The sequence below is a fragment of the Methylophaga sp. OBS4 genome, assembly GCF_026319305.1.
Lineage (GTDB): Bacteria > Pseudomonadota > Gammaproteobacteria > Nitrosococcales > Methylophagaceae > Methylophaga.
Map to the genome: position 1 here is coordinate 1 of NZ_JAPDMV010000025.1, position 16,254 is coordinate 16,254.

At 52.7% G+C, this 16,254-nt stretch carries 13 protein-coding genes and 1 pseudogene; 12 read left to right on the top strand and 2 right to left on the bottom strand.

All coding sequences use genetic code 11. The annotated features are described in order from the left end of the window. A pseudogene (locus OMP95_RS08915) lies at positions 1-262 on the top strand (TonB-dependent receptor); the annotation flags it as partial. 196 nt (positions 263-458) lie between these two features. Here the strand turns inward: OMP95_RS08915 and OMP95_RS08920 are convergent. Continuing rightward, the gene (locus OMP95_RS08920; RefSeq protein ID WP_266327963.1) at positions 459-1,946 is read right to left on the bottom strand and encodes a RimK family protein; all 1,488 of its coding nucleotides are present in this window, start codon (positions 1,944-1,946) and stop codon (positions 459-461) included. A 167-nt stretch (positions 1,947-2,113) separates the two neighbouring features. Between OMP95_RS08920 and OMP95_RS08925 the strand changes: the two genes are divergently transcribed. The 11 genes from OMP95_RS08925 to OMP95_RS08975 all read left to right on the top strand — a co-directional run bounded on the left by OMP95_RS08925 (position 2,114) and on the right by OMP95_RS08975 (position 15,030). Then, positions 2,114-3,187 (top strand): DUF2817 domain-containing protein, encoded by a 1,074-nt coding sequence (locus OMP95_RS08925; RefSeq protein WP_266327965.1) that lies wholly within the window; start codon positions 2,114-2,116, stop codon positions 3,185-3,187. After that, complete coding sequence (locus OMP95_RS08930) at positions 3,165-4,283, top strand: GNAT family N-acetyltransferase/peptidase C39 family protein (RefSeq protein WP_266327967.1); 1,119 nt, start codon at positions 3,165-3,167, stop codon at positions 4,281-4,283. Before OMP95_RS08925 ends, OMP95_RS08930 begins: the two co-directional genes overlap by 23 nt. Before the next feature lie 55 nt (positions 4,284-4,338). After that, a complete protein-coding gene (locus tag OMP95_RS08935; RefSeq protein ID WP_266327969.1) occupies positions 4,339-4,794 on the top strand; it encodes a TerB family tellurite resistance protein in 456 nt (151 codons plus the stop codon). Between the two features lie 519 nt (positions 4,795-5,313). Continuing rightward, positions 5,314-6,249: a Gfo/Idh/MocA family protein gene (locus tag OMP95_RS08940; protein ID WP_266327971.1), complete on the top strand. Its 936-nt coding sequence runs from the start codon at positions 5,314-5,316 to the stop codon at positions 6,247-6,249. A gap of 89 nt (positions 6,250-6,338) precedes the next feature. Next, positions 6,339-7,430 carry a DegT/DnrJ/EryC1/StrS family aminotransferase gene (locus OMP95_RS08945; protein ID WP_266327973.1) on the top strand — a complete coding sequence of 364 codons (1,092 nt, stop codon included), beginning with the start codon at positions 6,339-6,341 and terminating at the stop codon, positions 7,428-7,430. Continuing rightward, on the top strand, positions 7,427-8,620 hold the full coding sequence (lpxB, locus tag OMP95_RS08950) for a lipid-A-disaccharide synthase (protein WP_266327975.1): 1,194 nt from the start codon (positions 7,427-7,429) through the stop codon (positions 8,618-8,620). Before OMP95_RS08945 ends, lpxB begins: the two co-directional genes overlap by 4 nt. Before the next feature lie 296 nt (positions 8,621-8,916). Then, positions 8,917-9,399, top strand: a complete 483-nt coding sequence (locus OMP95_RS08955) for a sigma-70 family RNA polymerase sigma factor (protein ID WP_266327977.1) — start codon at positions 8,917-8,919, stop codon at positions 9,397-9,399. A gap of 5 nt (positions 9,400-9,404) precedes the next feature. Next, a complete protein-coding gene (locus OMP95_RS08960; protein WP_266327979.1) occupies positions 9,405-10,382 on the top strand; it encodes a FecR domain-containing protein in 978 nt (325 codons plus the stop codon). Between the two features lie 92 nt (positions 10,383-10,474). Further along, entirely contained in the window at positions 10,475-12,865 is a 2,391-nt protein-coding gene (locus OMP95_RS08965) for a TonB-dependent receptor domain-containing protein (protein ID WP_266327981.1), read from the top strand. A gap of 24 nt (positions 12,866-12,889) precedes the next feature. Then, positions 12,890-13,975 (top strand): PepSY-associated TM helix domain-containing protein, encoded by a 1,086-nt coding sequence (locus OMP95_RS08970; protein ID WP_266327983.1) that lies wholly within the window; start codon positions 12,890-12,892, stop codon positions 13,973-13,975. Positions 13,976-14,292: 317 nt separating this feature from the next. Next, positions 14,293-15,030: a TorF family putative porin gene (locus OMP95_RS08975; protein ID WP_266327985.1), complete on the top strand. Its 738-nt coding sequence runs from the start codon at positions 14,293-14,295 to the stop codon at positions 15,028-15,030. 144 nt (positions 15,031-15,174) lie between these two features. On the opposite strand, the gene OMP95_RS08980 is transcribed toward OMP95_RS08975, so the two are convergent. After that, positions 15,175-16,146: a helix-turn-helix domain-containing protein gene (locus OMP95_RS08980; RefSeq protein ID WP_266327987.1), complete on the bottom strand. Its 972-nt coding sequence runs from the start codon at positions 16,144-16,146 to the stop codon at positions 15,175-15,177. Positions 16,147-16,254: the final 108 nt, after the last annotated feature.

Sequence of the window (16,254 nt, forward strand, 5' to 3'; positions counted from 1 at the left end):
GGTATTGTCATTGCGAGCGATAGCGAAACAATCCAGTCCTGATTTCGAACAAGATCCGGCCAATGAGAATGAATATGACGGGCATGACTTGCTGAATCTGCGGGTGACAACCAGGGTGACTGAAAAACTGACATTGCATGGACAAATCAAAAATATTCTGGATGAAGAATATGCTGACCGTGCTGACTTTGCTTTCGGAGAACATCGTTTCTTCCCCGGTCGGGAGCGTACTTATCAGATCGGGGCTACTTATAGTTTCTGAGTCTGAGGAACTCCAAAAATTTGGCTGGCTCCCATGCTCCGCGTGGGAGCCTGTTCCAACAAATCCACATATTTCGCCGATTCTTGCGGCTCAGAGCAAGTCTATCGTGTGGCTGGCACCCGACACCAAAAAGGAATCGTCATCGCGTGGCCATCTCTTTTTGAATAATCTGCGCTTATCTGCGAAATCTGCGGATTTATGAATGGCTACGGCCCGCCGATTTTTTCTGCTCCAGCCGGCGCAGAAATTCGCGCATGATGTCATCGTAAAGCGCCATGCCCAGATAAGCGTCTTCAACCCCGGCATCAATGCTGGGATTGTCATTGATTTCGATGATCACAATCCGGTTGCCGCTTTGTTTGATATCAATACCATACAAACCATCGCCGATCAGTTTGGCGGCTTTGGTTGCGATACGAATCACCTTTTCCGGTACTTCGCTGATGGGGATCGCGCTGGATTTACCGCTGGCAGTGCCTTTTTTACTGTGATGGTTGTAGATCTGCCAGTGCCCCTTGCTCATAAAATACTGGCAGGCATAGATAGCCTGATTGTTAAACACGCCAATGCGCCAATCGTAATCGGTGTACATATATTCCTGTAACAGGATAATGGCCGATTGCTGGAAAAACGCTGGCGCCTGCTGCCGCAGTTCGTCGGCATTTTTGACTTTGATGATGCCCTTGGAAAAAGCGCCATCCGGGATTTTCATCACCAGCGGAAATGAGGCCTGTTCACACAGGGCGTCCAGTCCGGCCTGATCATTGCGATAGAGCAGGTACGAGTCCGGCATCGGCAGATCATGGGCGGCCAGCAGTTCTTTCAGGTAGATCTTGTTGGTGCAGCGAATAATCGATGTAGGATCGTCGACGACGATCAAGCCTTCGCTTTCAGCACGACGGGCAAATTTATAAGTATGGTTATGCGTGGCCGTGGTTTCACGGATAAATAAGGCGTCGTACTCGGCGAGGCGGATATATTCCTTCGGCGTGATCAGTTCGACATCAATACCGATACGGCGGCCACTGCTGATAAAACGTTTCAGTGCGGCGGCATTACTGGGCGGCATGGCTTCCTGCGGATTATGCAGAATCGCCATGTCGTAACGAAACTGACGGCGTTTCAGCGGCTTGCGCCACAGGCGGTGACTGAAGCTGTCGAGCGCCTCGGCAAAAAAGTCCTGTTCCGCTTCATTGAGCTTGTTAATGGCGCCGGCTTTGATGCGGCTGATAGTCCAGTGGCCCTTGAAGCTGAATTCAACATCCAGGATCGGGCAGGGGAACTGCTCAAAAATCTGCCGCGCCAGTTTTTGTAATGAGGCTTCCGGTGTTTGACCAAAACAGATTTTCAGCACAAAACTTTGTGACTGCGCCGCTGAAGCCAGCAGTTTATTCAGCTGTGCCGACAGATCTGACAGATCATAGGCATAGAGACTTTTGCGGGACAGGTCATTAATCGTGCGCAAACCGGGCAAAACTTTATGTCCGCGCGCTTCGGCGACCATGGAACAATAATAACCGCGACTGAGGTAGTCCAGACTGCGGCAAAGGTTGAGAATTTGCGCACGACTGTCGGCGCGCTGCGGTGGTGCTTGTAGATATTTATCTACGCCGATGACTTGCTCGCTGGGAAAGTAAGGACCCCAGTCGGCAATATTTTCAACTATTATCAAGTGCTTAGTCATTAGTTGCCTTTGCTTCCTCCTGCGCCAGCGTCTTGTTTAAATGCGAATAATAAGGGCATTCTGCAATTGAGGTGATAAAAATTTTTGCGTCTGGTTTTATTTGCTGGTCAAAATGGGAAAACTCACCTATCCTTCGCGAAAAATTTCTGTACAGGAGGCCAGTTACCATGTATGCCGATGCCGTTTTAAGTGTTTTTTCGCAGCGCTACGCTGGTGCACGAGATAAATTTATCAGTAATGTCGAGACCAGTTCGATAGTCGAAAAGCTGACCAGCCTGCCGCATCCGTTAAAAGGTCCGAAAAACGAGAAGTTATTCTGTGACATTGCCTGGACAGGTAATCCGAAGGCTGACAACGTTTTGGTATTGGTTTCCGGCCTTCATGGTGTTGAAGGGGCCGTGGGTTCAGCTATTCAATCTGATTTTGTCACCCGCCATCGGCGCCTGCCGCCGGATGTGTGTGTCGTACTGGTGCATGCCATTAACCCGTGGGGCTTTGCCTGGGCCAGTCGCAATGATCATGACGGCGTAGACGTTAACCGCAACTTTGTTGACTTCAATGCCGACCTGCCTGTTTCTCAGGCAACGGAAATCTGGCGGGAACTACAGGATGGCAAAACAGATATTGCAGCAGTGGCGGAAGATCGTCAGCAATTGGATATGTTGTCACAAGGGCAGTATGCAGATCCTCAGGCGCCATACTATGGCGGTACACAAGCCTCCTGGTCACGTCAGTGTATCGAACAGCTGGCAGCACAGCTCAAGCCGGCCAGCCGTAAAAAAATCATTGTGATTGATATTCACAGCGGATTGGGGCCTTACGGTTATGGTGAGCTGATTTGTGATCATCCTGTTGACACTGCCGGCCGGGATTATGCCGTGGAATTATTTGGCGCGACGGTAACCGAACCGGCGCTGGGTACCTCCAGTTCGGGCACTAAACTGGGCTTGCATGATTATTTCTGGCATAGCCAGGGTGAGCATGTGTGCTTTCTGACGCTGGAGTTCGGTACTTTTGGCAATCAGCAAATGCTGCGAGTGTTGTCTGACGATCAGCAACTGCAACAGCAGGGTAAGATTGACTGGCAGGATGATACGACCATGGACGTCAAACATGCGATGCAGGACTTTTTCTGTCCTGATGAAAGACAATGGCAGGAACTGGTACTGTTCCGTGGCCGTCAGGTGATCGGAATGGCGCTGGACGGATTGACAGAAAATGGCGATCACAACGGACGCTGAGCTGCTTATTCGCGAAGCGACACTCGCAGACGTCGACGCACTCAGTAAGCTGGAAAATCAATGTTTCGACTCTGATCGCCTTTCCCGCCGCAGCTTCAAGTGGATGATCGATAAAGGTCATACCTTATTGTTGACTGCGATGGCTGGCGACACCCTGGCGGGTTATGTTTTACTGCTTTACTCGCGAGGCACTTCACTGGGACGGGTCTATTCTCTGGCTGTGTCTCAGCCTTATCGCAAGTTGGGTGTGGCTGCCAAACTGATGGCGGCAGCAGAAACAAGAGCACTGGATGCCGGGCGCAGCTTCCTCAGACTGGAAGTCCGGCCCGATAATATGGCGGCGATCCGGCTATACGAAAAACTGGGTTATCAGCCGTTTGATATTGTCAGTGATTTTTATGAGGACCACGCCGACGCCCTCAGAATGATGAAGGTGTTGCATCATCTGCCGGAAATCACCCATCCGCAAGTAGCGCACTACTCACAGACTACCGATTTCACCTGTGGCTCCGCCTGCCTGATGATGGCCCTGAAAGCCTTTGCACCCGATACTATGTTGGACAGGAAACTGGAACTGCAATTATGGCGTGAAGCGACCACCATTTTCATGACATCCGGTCATGGCGGCTGCAGCCCGCAGGGCCTGGCGCTGGCTGCATTTCAGCGAGGTCTTAACACGACACTGATTTGTAATTCGGACGAGATTCCGTTTATTAATGGTGTACGCAGTGAAGATAAAAAAGCGGTGATCGAGTGCGTACATCAGAACTTTATCGAGCAAATCAACAATTTTGAAATCGAGCAGCAACAGGCCGCAGTCGATGTGGCACTATTAAGACAATACCTGGATCAGGGTGCTTTAGCTTTGGTATTGATCAGTTCTTACCGGCTCAATCAGAGTAAATCACCGCATTGGGTGCTGGTGGTGTCGGTGTCCGATACCTTTGTCTATTTTCACGATCCCGACGTGGATTGGGACGATAATAAAAGCATTACCGACAGCGGTTATATTCCGGTGACCCATAAAGAGTTCAACCGCATGTCGGGCTACGGCAAACCGCGCTATCAGGCAGCGGTTATGCTCAAACAAGCCTGAGGGTTCTGAACTTCACAACTGACATAAGGTCTATTAGACGACTTTAGGAAAGACGATGTTAGCGAAACTGAAACAGATTTTTACCGACCCGTTGTCGTTGCAAACAACTGAGGTGCCGGTTGATGACACACAATCTCGTGCATTGGCCGCGGTTGCCTTGATGGTTGAAATCATTGCCGTTGATGATGAGCAGCATGATGCGGAAAAAAGAATGCTGCGAGTGCTTTTGCAGCGTCAGTTTGATGTACCTGCGGATGAAGCGGAAGCTTTGATCGAACAGGCGGAGCAAGCGCATCAGTCAGCAACAGATTTTTACCGCTTTACCTCTGAAATCAACCGGCAGTTCAGTGCCGAAGAAAAAATCAAGCTGATTGAATCATTGTGGCAGTTGGCCTGGGCCGACAAGGAGCTGCATGAACTGGAACAGCATGTGATCCGGCGGCTGGCAAACCTGCTGCATGTTTCTCACAAAGACTTTATCGCCGCCAAATTGCGGGTAGTGGGTAAGTAAATTCAGATATTTCCGGGCCTTAGCGACTATAAACAAGCTCTTGGTTGTAGAGCCTTTCCACAGGCGTTCACTGGAAACGCTTACCAGGCAATTGCAAATCTCCTATCAGGGCAGCACTACGCATGCCCCTGACCTTTGGCTGGCGGCAAGGGAGGCCTGTTTAATAGGGGTCTAACAAAACGACAATACCATCAAATCACGGACAAAGTGGTCACAGGGTTGGCAGGGCTATCTGCGGTATCAGCCGTCGGATCACCGGCCAAAAAGCAAGATTTTCGCGTGAGAAGAGTAGCGTTACAGTGTAAAAAGAGGTTCGCTTCCTGTCTGGTCGAGCTCAAAAAATGGGTTGTGTGTTCGGGAAAGGGCTTTTATGCTTCTAAATATGTTTATTTCGCGTCAGCAAGCGGGATTGGCCGTTAGGGGTAGACATAGGACGGAAGAGAGAAGACTGAGAACAACCCGTTCCTGACTTCTCGATTCTGGCTCCAGGATTCTTGAATAAACAAGGAGATTGGTGCAATGACCACACTGCGGGCGGCTGTCATCGGCGTCGGATATCTCGGACGCTTTCATGCACAGAAATACGCTGCGCTGTCGGGAGTCGATCTCGTCGCTGTCGTTGATATCGATGCGCAACGTGCACAACAAGTCGCCACCGAAGTCGGCACCGCTGCGTATGATGATTATCGTCAGATTCTCGACAAAGCCGATGTTGTTTCGATCGCCGTTCCCACCCAGTTCCATTATGATGTCGCTAGGGATTTCCTCAGTGCCGGCTGCCATATCCTCCTGGAGAAGCCGATAACCCAAACTGTTGAAGAAGCCGATGAACTGATCGCTATCGCGACTGAAAAGAAACTGGTTTTTCAGGCAGGGCACCTTGAGCGTTTCAATCCCGCGATAATGGCTCTCAAAGGGGTACTCAACAATCCGGTCTTCATCGAATCGCACCGGCTTGCCCCCTTCAAACCTCGGGGCACGGACGTTAATGTCGTACTCGATCTTATGATCCACGATATCGATATCCTGCTGACCCTGGTCCCTTCGACCGTCAAGATGATTAATTCCGTCGGAGTTCCGGTTCTGTCGCAGGAAGTCGACATCGCCAACGCGCGTCTGCAGTTTGAAAACGGTTGCGTGGCCAATGTTACCGCCAGTCGCGTTAGCCGCGAAACGATGCGCAAAATCCGCATCTTCCAGCCCGACGCCTATATTTCCATCGACTACCAGGCTTGCAAGATTTCCATTTTGCGCAAAGGTGGAAACGGATTACCAATACCCGGACTTCCGGAAACCTCCATGGAAGAGCGCATTTTCGAACAAGTCGATGTGCTTTTGGAGGAGATTCGCTCATTTCTCGATGCTGTGCGTAAAGGAACACCGCCGCTGGTGAGTGGCGAGGAGGGGAAACGCGCTCTCGGACTGGCCTTGCGGATCAATCGCAAGCTGGCATGAAATCACTCCCTGCCCCGTTGTTATCCCAAAATCATCGGAGAGAGGGCTTTGCCGCGCTGTTCTTTTGACGTTTTTTCCGGAGCAAGAACATGGATATTCCGATGGTGGATCTCAAAATTCAGTTCGAATCGCTGCGCGACGAGATCGAAAGCGGATTTCGCCAAGTGCTAGAAACGACACACTTCATTCTCGGCCCGCAGGGGCGCTCACTGGAAACTGAAGTTGCCGCATATTGTGGTGTTCAGCACGCCATCGCCGTCGCGTCCGGCACCGATGCCTTGCACCTGGCGCTGCGTGCCGCAGGTATCGGTTCCGGTGACGAAGTCATCACGACCGCTTTTACCTTTATTGCTACCGCCGAGGCAATCTCCTACGTCGGCGCCGAGCCGGTTTTTGTCGATATCGATCCGGAGACCTTCAACATCGATGTGGATCTGATCGAGGCGGCCATAACCCCCCGCACCCGCGCCATCCTGCCCGTACATCTTTTCGGCCAGCCGGCCGATCTCGAACCGATAGCCGCACTGTGCCGCAGATACAATCTGAAGTGCATCGAGGACTGCGCCCAGTCGTTTGGTGCCGACTACGGCGGCAAGATGACGGGCAGCTTTGGCGATTTCGGCTGTTTTTCTTTTTTCCCGAGCAAAAACCTCGGCTGCTACGGTGACGGCGGCATGATCGTCACCGATAGCGATGATCTGGCCCATACGGTAAGGGTGCTGGCCAATCACGGCAGCCAGGAGCGCTACCACCACGCTGTTATCGGCTATAACAGCCGCCTTGATGAACTACAGGCTGTGGTGCTGCGGGCGAAACTGCCACAGATTGACCGCTACAACCAGGCCCGGCGTCGCAACGCGGCTTTGTATACCGAGCGCCTCCAGGATTGGGAGGGACGCTCGCCGGTGGAGGACGGCAAGGGCACCCATGTCTATCACCAGTACACCCTGCTGACGAAACGACGCGATGCGGTGCAGAAGGCGCTTGCGGAAACGGGGATCGCCAGTGCCGTCTATTATCCGATACCGCTTCACCGGCAGGAGATCTACCGTGAGCGTTTTGCAGATGTTTCGCTGCCCGTCACCGAAGCGGTCGCCTCTCAGGTCCTCTCCTTGCCTATGTATCCGGAATTGACCGAGGCGCAGATCGACAGGATCTGTGCCGTGGTGCTGACGGCGTGAAAAGTCCTGCAACGCCTCACCGGCCACAGCGTCGTGCCTTGATCGTGACCGGGGAAGCCTCCGGCGACCTGCACGGTGGCAATCTGGTGCGGGCCGCAAGGCGTATCGATCCGGAGCTTGTCTTTTTCGGCGTCGGCGGCAACAGCATGGCGGCGGCCGGCTGCGATATCCTGATCTCCAGCGAGGAACTGGCAGTGATGGGAATCGTGGAGGTCATCGAATATTTTCCGGTGATCTACCGGGCTTTGCAGCGGCTGAAAAAGATCATCCATGGACCGGAGCGTCCGGATCTGCTGATTCTGATTGATTTTCCGGAATTCAACCTGCGGCTGGCGCGGCAGGCCCAAAAGGCGGGGATTCCCGTGCTGTATTACATCAGTCCCCAGATCTGGGCATGGCGGCAGGGGCGGGCCAAAAAGATCGCCCGGCTGGTCGATCGCATGGCGGTTATTCTGCCCTTTGAGGCCGATTTTTACCGAGGCTATGACATCGACGTCAGCTATGTCGGCAATCCGCTGCTGGAAGATGCGCAAGTGCGGCTGGACAAGAAGGCATTGCTTTCGTCTCTGGGCCTCGATGCGGCGCGTCCCGTGATCGGGCTTTTCCCGGGCAGCCGGCGCAATGAGCTTCGCTATATTTTCGATACCATTGTCGATGCCGCCGAACTTATCAGGCAGCGCTGTCCTGAGGTACAGTTTCTCCTTCCCGTCGCGTCGTCGCTCGATCCCGAGATTGTCAGAGAAAAGCTCTCCCAAAGAAACCTGCCGGTCACGCTGACGCAGGCGAACATCTACGACGTCGCCAACGCCTGCTGCGCCGCCATTACTGTTTCAGGAACGGTGACGCTGCAGACGGCGCTGGTCGGCACCCCGATGGCGGTTGTCTACAAAATGGCGCCGCTAACCTACGCCATCGGCAAGCGGCTTGTGAAAATTCCTTTCATCAGCCTCGCCAATATCGTTGCCGGCAGGGGCGTGGTCAGAGAATTTATTCAGGACGCAGCGACGCCGACGGCCCTCGCGGACGAGATCATCAAGATCATCGAGGATTCGGCCTATGCCGAAGCTATCCGCGGCGGCCTGCTGAGCGTGCGTAAGCAGATGGGGGAAAAGGGCTGTTCGGAGCGTGTCGCCCGCATGGCTTCGGAGATGAGCGCGGCCTTTGCCGAGAGGAATGGCAGTGCCGGTTGACCTTTTAGCCCCGCCCTTCGGGAACTTCGCAGCGCTTCCACTGCTGCGTTGCACTGGCTTGAAAGATACTCATATTCCTTCACCAGTGCGCCTTACATTGAAAGCGCTGCGATAGCTCTGACAATTCTGTCAGGAACAGAATTGCACCTTGCCGAAGGTGGCACACAGGGATGTGTGCCATGAAACCTGCATTTTGAGGTAACTTGGGTATATATTGCCAGCGTAGATGACTTGCCAAATAGCGATGTAAAAGATAATGTATCTCATTATCAATCGTAACTTGCTGAAATATAAGCATGGCGCAGCAGAACATCGAAACACTTTACAGAGAGCACCATGGCTGGGTTTATCAATGGCTGCGGCATAGGCTGGGCTGTGATTATCAGGCCGAAGATTTGGCGCAGGATACATTTACCCGCGTATTGGCCGGACCTGAAACGGCGATTAAAGAACCCCGCGCTTTTCTGACCACGATCGCCAGGGGCATTCTGGTGAACTGGTATCGGCGCCAGTCTCTGGAGCAGGCGTATTTGGACGCTCTAGCACAACTGCCGGAACAGGCTGCCCCGTCGGAAGAGCAGCGTTACCTGATTCTGGAAAGCCTGCATGAAATCGATGCCATGCTCGACAGCCTGCCATTACCGGTCAAACATGCCTTTCTGTTATCTCAAATCGAGGGGCTTAAATATCAGGACATCGCCAGCCGGCTGGATGTGTCCTTGATTACCGTTAAGCGCTATATGAAGCAGGCATTCAGCCACTGTTTAATGGTGATGTAAAAGCAATGAGTCAGACCAAGAGCCTGAATGAGTTAGAGCCGGAAGTAATGGAGCAGGCCGTCGACTGGCTGGTCAGGCTAAACGCGGATGATGTCGGTGAAGAGGATCGCCGGGCTTTCGAACGCTGGCGGCAGGCCTGCCCGGATCATGCTGCTGCCTGGGCCCGCGCCGAGTTGTTGATGCGAAAGCTGGGCAAGCTGCCGGCATCCCTGGCCATGCCTGCATTAGGTCGTCATGTCGACAAGAAACGCCGGGCGGCGCTTAATAAGCTGCTGATGGTATTGCTTGTTGCCCCGGTCGGATGGGGCAGTTGGCGTTTTGCCAACTCGCAGGGTTGGAGCGCCGATTACCACACGGCCAGCGGCGAAAGCCGGGACTTGCAACTGGCCGACGGTACCAAGATGACACTGAATACCGCTACCGCTGTTGATATCCATTTTGATAGTCAGCACCGGGTGGTTCGGCTACACCGCGGTGAAATACTGATTGAAACAGGACAAGACCCGGGAGACGCGCACCGTCCGTTTCTGGTTGTCAGCGCACAGGGGCGAATGGAAGCCCTGGGTACCCGCTTCAATGTACGCCAGTATCCAGGTAAAACCGAACTAACGGTGCTTGAAGGGGCCGTACGTATCGAACCCGGCCAGGCCGGCGCGGAGAATAACATTGTACTTTCCGCCGGTCAGCAAGCCGTTTTTACAGAGGATGCCGTCGGCGATGTGAAACCGGCGGGACAGGCTGCCACAGCCTGGACACGCGGCATGTTGCTGGCCGATAACATACGGCTTGGAGACTTTGTGACGGAACTGTCGCGTTACCGCAGCGGGCTTTTGCGCTGTGATCCGGCTATTGCCGATTTGCGAATTTCAGGCGCTTACCCGGTGTCCGATCCCGAAAAGTCGCTGAATATGCTGGTTTCGACTTATCCTGTCGCGTTGGCTTCACGAATGGGCGGCTTTTGGGTGACGTTGCTACCGCGTTAAATTTTTTTGAGATGACGTGATACTTTTTTGTTTTTCGGCTGGCAATAAAGGTGAAAACACTTTTATTGCTTTGAATTTTAAGGAACAGCCGAATGCGTAACATTAAGCGGAACAAGCCGTCGCTTGTTCAACTCCGTCTGAAACCGGGCTTTCGTAAAACCGTTCTGGCCGTAGCGCTGGCCGCCTCTGTCAGCGTCGCCGGCAACAGCTATGCCGGTGGCCAGACGGGAGTGCAAAGCTACCAGATTCCCGCCGGTCCGCTGGGCACCACTTTGTCTAACTTCGCCGTCAATGCCGGCATGGCCCTGTCATTTGACCCGGCGCTTACTGAAGGTTTGACTGCTGCCCCGGTTTCCGGCGATTACACTGCCAGCGAAGCTGTGCAGCAAATGCTGGCCGGCAGCGGCCTGCAAATGGTCCGGCGCCAGGATGGCAGTTACACCTTGCAGAAAGCCGTGCCTGCTGAGGTGAAAGAAACACTGGCTTTGCCCGTTGTGACGGTGACCGGGGAAAAGATCGAAAGGCGATTGGAAGACACCTTGTCCAGTGTCGCGGTTATCACCAGTGACGATATCCGCAAGCATGCCGATAACGATGTGCAGAACATCATGGCGAGAACGCCGGGCGTCTATACGCAGAGCGGTAATGAAAACTGGGGCATTCGCGGCGTGCCGGTGGACGGTTTTGACGAGCAGGGCGCAGCTACCATGAATGGTGCAATATCCGTGTTTGTCGACGGTGCTGTGCAGACCCACAGACTGGTAACGCTGAATCCGCTGCGCCTGTGGGATGTGGAGCAGGTCGAGGTTTTCCGCGGTTCTCAGTCCACTACCCAGGGGCGTAACTCACTGGCCGGTGCGGTGGTGATGAAAACGAAAGATCCGACTTATGAACCTGAGTTTGCCGCCCAGACCAATATCGGCAAATACGGCGAACAGGGCGCGTCGTTCGTGGCGGGCGGCGCGCTTGTCGATGATGTGGTTGCCGGCCGCTTGGCGTTTGATTACCAGGAAGATGACGGCTACATCCGTAATGAAACCCTGGATACCGACGGCAATGCCAGCCGTGCGGTGACGACCCGCGGTAAGCTGCTTATTCAGCCGACCGACAAGCTGGATCTGCTATTGACCGTCTCGCGCAACGAAAACAAGCGTGGCGCGCATACGGTCAGTGCCGAAAACGGCAGACCTTTCTATTACAAGCATTTCCTGAACACGAAGGAATTAAACGCGCTGGATCAGAATGCGGCCGTCGCCAAGCTGGATTATTACCTGTCGGATAACTGGACGCTGACCAGCACTTCCAGCGGCACCTGGGCTAAATACCGGGCATTGCTGGATTTCGACTCGGGCGTGGATCGCGAGCGTGAGGCCGTGCGCAAACACGAGCAACGTCTGCTCAATCAGGAACTGCGATTGAATTATGACGGCGACCGCCTGACCGGATTTTTCGGGGCTTATTACGGTACTCATACCAACGATATACTCGATCAGATCAACCTGAAACTGGACGGAATCCCCGACCCGGCCCTGGTGGTGGAAGGTGATGCGCATATCAGGAACACGGCTGTTTTCGGCGAAGCGAACTGGGAGTTCGCCGACCACTGGCAACTGCATGGCGGCTTGCGCTATGACCGGGAGAAAAACCACACCAGGTTCAACTACACCGATCCACTCGGTTTTGCCACCGTGTCCAGCGCTGATATGGAAAAAACCTTCAACGAACTGCTGCCGAAGGTCGGTATCAGCCACGAGTTGTCTGACAATCATCTGATCGGGCTGGAGTGGAAGCGCGGTTACCGCGGCGGTGGCGTGGACCTGAGTACCTCGACCGAACATCTGCCCTACGATCCTGAATACACCAGCACCTACGAGTTGTCCTGGCGCGGTGCCTGGCTGGATAAATCGCTGCGCACCAGTCTTAATATCTTCCATACCAACTGGAGAGATCAGCAAGTGGAAGTCGATCGCAATGGCGATGACATCGCTGAAGTTGTCAATGCGGCCGAATCCCGCATGCGGGGTCTGGAGTTCTCGGCGGATTATCGCGTAACGCCCAAGCTGGAACTGTACTTCGGCACATCCTATGTCGACAGCGAGTTCCAAGAGTTCGTGGTTGACGGTGTTGATCTGAGCGGCAAGCGATTCGAGTTTGCACCGCGACTCAAGGCTACGTTTGGCGCTGCCTATACCTTTAACAACGGCCTGAGAGTCGCTGGCGACATTGTCTCGCAATCCAACAGCTTTACGCTGGATATTGACGACTTTGATGACGATGGTAATAACGAAGCAGTCGAACGCAAAAACCCCGGCATCACCCTGGTCAACCTGAATGCCGAATACAAGCTGAGCAACAAGGTCAGCCTGAGCGGTTATGTCAGAAACCTGTTTGACCGCGAGTACATCACCAACAATCAGGGTGATGATTCGCTGGATGTCGGTGCACCGAGAACCTTTGGAGTGGCGTTACGTGTCGATATGTAACAACGCATGTCCTGGATGACGGCTATGCGCCGGCGCCGATTCTGGATGCAGCTGCATCGGTGGATCGGCGTCTTCATTCTGCTGTTTGTGGTGATAGCCGGCCTGACGGGGTCGGCTATTGCTTTCTGGCGCACGGTTGATAGCTGGTTTAACCCGGCCTGGTACAACGTTGTCGATTCAGGGACACCCAAGTCATTTGCCAAGCTGTCAAGGGCTGTGCTTGAAAAATATCCGGGTAGCAGTGTCCATGGCTTTATCCTGCCTCGGAATGAACGTAGCAGTGTCATCATTTATCTTGCCGGAGAATCGACAGGTATTGATGAGGTATTTCTGAATCCCTATTCGGGTGAAGTCCTGGGTGACCGTGATACCGACCGGATCAGCCTGGGTCGTCAGCATTTGCTGCCTTTTTTGTACCGGCTCCACTACAGCCTGGCCGCCGGAGGTATCGGTGAGACTTTTCTGGGTATCGTAGCGTTACTCTGGTTGTTGATGACTATGGCCGGTATCTGGCTGGCCTGGCCTAAACCAGGCAAGTGGCGTAAAGCACTGTCCATAAAAAGTTCGGCCGGGATGCCGCGTTTGATGTTCGACCTGCACCGGGCGGGCGGCCTGCTGTTCGCCGTGGTTTTCCTCATTATTATCTGGACCGGGCTGTGGTGGAATATGGATTACGCAGTCAGGCCGGTTGTCTCATCGTTGTTGCCGACCACGTCCTGGTTTCCCGATACCTTGCCTGAGGTGGCCGACAAAGCGGCTGAGGATCCGGACAAGGCCATAGCCAGGGCGCTTGCTGTCAGGCCGGACGCTGAAGCCTATTACTTGAGGATCGTGCCGGATAAGGCGCTTTATACGGTTTATCTCAGACAGCCGGGTGAGGCTGCGCCGTATGGCCGTACTTTTGTGTTTGTGTCCTTTGACGGTACGGTGCTTGATATTGATGAGCCGGCAAAGAACCTGGCCGGCGACAGTTATGCCGAGTGGCAGTTACCTTTGCACACGGGCCAGTTTCTCGGCCTACCGGGCCGTTTATTCTGGTGTCTGGCTGGCCTTGTGCCTTTGATGCTCGGTATCACCGGGCTGGCACTTTGGTTGCGCAAGTCCCGTTAGCCCACCTTGCGGGAAGGGGCGGAGCGGATGGATAGAAGCCTGATTGTATAGCCGATCCCTTCTTCTTCGCACCACTGTGGCTGCATTTGGACATTTTTAGTGCATGCCCCTATGTCTGTGAATGAGATTTTATACTCAAACCTATTTATTGATTCATTGTAACCATATGAAAAATATAGGTAATTAAGGTTTGCCAGTTTCCGATAGTATCGCGGAATACATTTCGCAGCGCTTAAGCGGGGATTTGCGAGTCGGTTCGTATCAAGCGATGCCAGGCAGACAAGTCTATAGCGTTATTTTTCACTTGGAGACCTTTAATGAAAAAATCGATATGCAGTTTGATAGTGCTGTCATCAACATCTTTGTTCTCATCGATGAGTCTTGCCGATGGGGCAATGGATGTGGATAACTTCAGTGCCAATATCGGATTGACCACAAACTACCTGTTCCGCGGTATCACTTTGTCAGATGATCACGGTGCGGTCAGTGGTGGTTTTGATTGGGGATATAACGGCTTTTACTTGGGCACTTGGGCGAGTTCCATTGATGCTGTAGAAACCGAATCTTTTGAGATTGATTATTACGGAGGCTACACCGGCGAAATTAATGGTTTTGCTTATTCTCTCGATGTGATCTATTACGACTATCCGGGAGAGGCGGGTTCAGGCGATCCGGAAGATATCGGCGATCTGGCTTATTGGGAATATGGTGGCTCCCTAGCCTATAACTTTGACACTTCATTGGCTCCCACATTAGGCGTATCGGTTTTGCATTCACCCGATTTTTTTGCTGAAACCGGTGATGCTACAGCGATTGAAAGTTCTCTGGATTTGAGCTTGCCGTATGAACTGGGACTGACCCTGCATTATGGTACTCAGAAGCTGGATGACGATTTTTATGATGTTGATAGCTACGATTACTATGGTATTGCCTTAAGCAAAACGGTTGGCAAGTTTGATGTTACCGTGGGCTACAGCGATACCGATAGTGATGGAGAAACCTTCCAGGGTAGTGAAACTGATGAGCTTTATCTGAGTATCAGTGCCTCTATCTAGGGGGTATTGCTCTTTCTTCCCCGCCTCTATTGTTGCCTGAAAAATTACCATCAAACAGCCTAGTTGCTGCCCATCTCTCGGCCAGTCGCCTTCTACTCATCGGGCGGCTGGCTTTTTTATGATGAAAGTGTTCTGCAGTGTGAGTCAGTTTTGACTGCGTATCAGTGTAACCGAGGGGTTCTCACCAAATAACCGGGTGTAATCATGGGTAAATTGGCCTGCATGCAGGAATCCCCACTGTTGCGCCACCATTGAGATAGTCTCCCCCTCTTCGAGTCCCTGCAGCAGTCGTCTTCTTACTGCATTAAGGCGTGATATACGGATACAGCGTAAAGGACTGATCCCCAGTACATCCTCAAAACAGTATTGCATTGTGCGTCGACTGACATGGGTTAGTTCGCACAGTTCGGTAATTGTGAAGGGTTTATCGGGATGGGCTTCAAGATAGGCGCTGACTTTTTCAACTACCGCACGGCGTTTGATAAAGCTGGGTTTTTCATGAATCTGGCCGTCATTTTGCTGCAACACGTCTAATACTGCCATGATCAGGTTTTCTTCCTGGATAGGTCTGGAAAGACCAGCATGCTCAGGTTTAAGCAGTTCATTCAACACATATCTCAGGATGTTCAGTTTACGGGACTGCCAGGCACGTAAAGGTGAGTTAAATACGGTTGCGTCCAGAATGATGCCTTGCTTCTGAGCCACTTCATGCAGGCTTTCTTGACTGACAACAATACCGAAAATATTAAATTCTTCAGGTGTGACCAGTTCAAATTGGGTATCACCCGGTCTGACAATCAAGAGCTGATGGTTTACCTGATGGCCGTTAATTCGGCAGGATTTCTCGTCCGATGAAAATCCCAGCCAGACTGAATTTGGCCACACGTTACATTGCTGACGAACCGTCTGGCTTGTGTGTTCACGAAAGGCATGAATACGCTTGGAGCTGACTTCTTCAATGCGGCCATAAAACGGGCCCCGGCTTATCTGATCATATTGTTGCTGCCAGTTTCTTAGGTTATGTGCCTGCTCATCAGGATCGGTGGCCTCCAGTATTCCCCAATTTGATGCGTTACTGCTTCGTTCTGGTGCAACCCCCGCTTTGTTCTGTTCCATCGGCTTTACCTTTCGATTATTGCTTCATTTAAAAAGAAGTAAGTGGCTGAATATAAAGATAAAAGAAATTTGCCATTTTTCGATATGCCCGAGGTATAGATTTCGCAT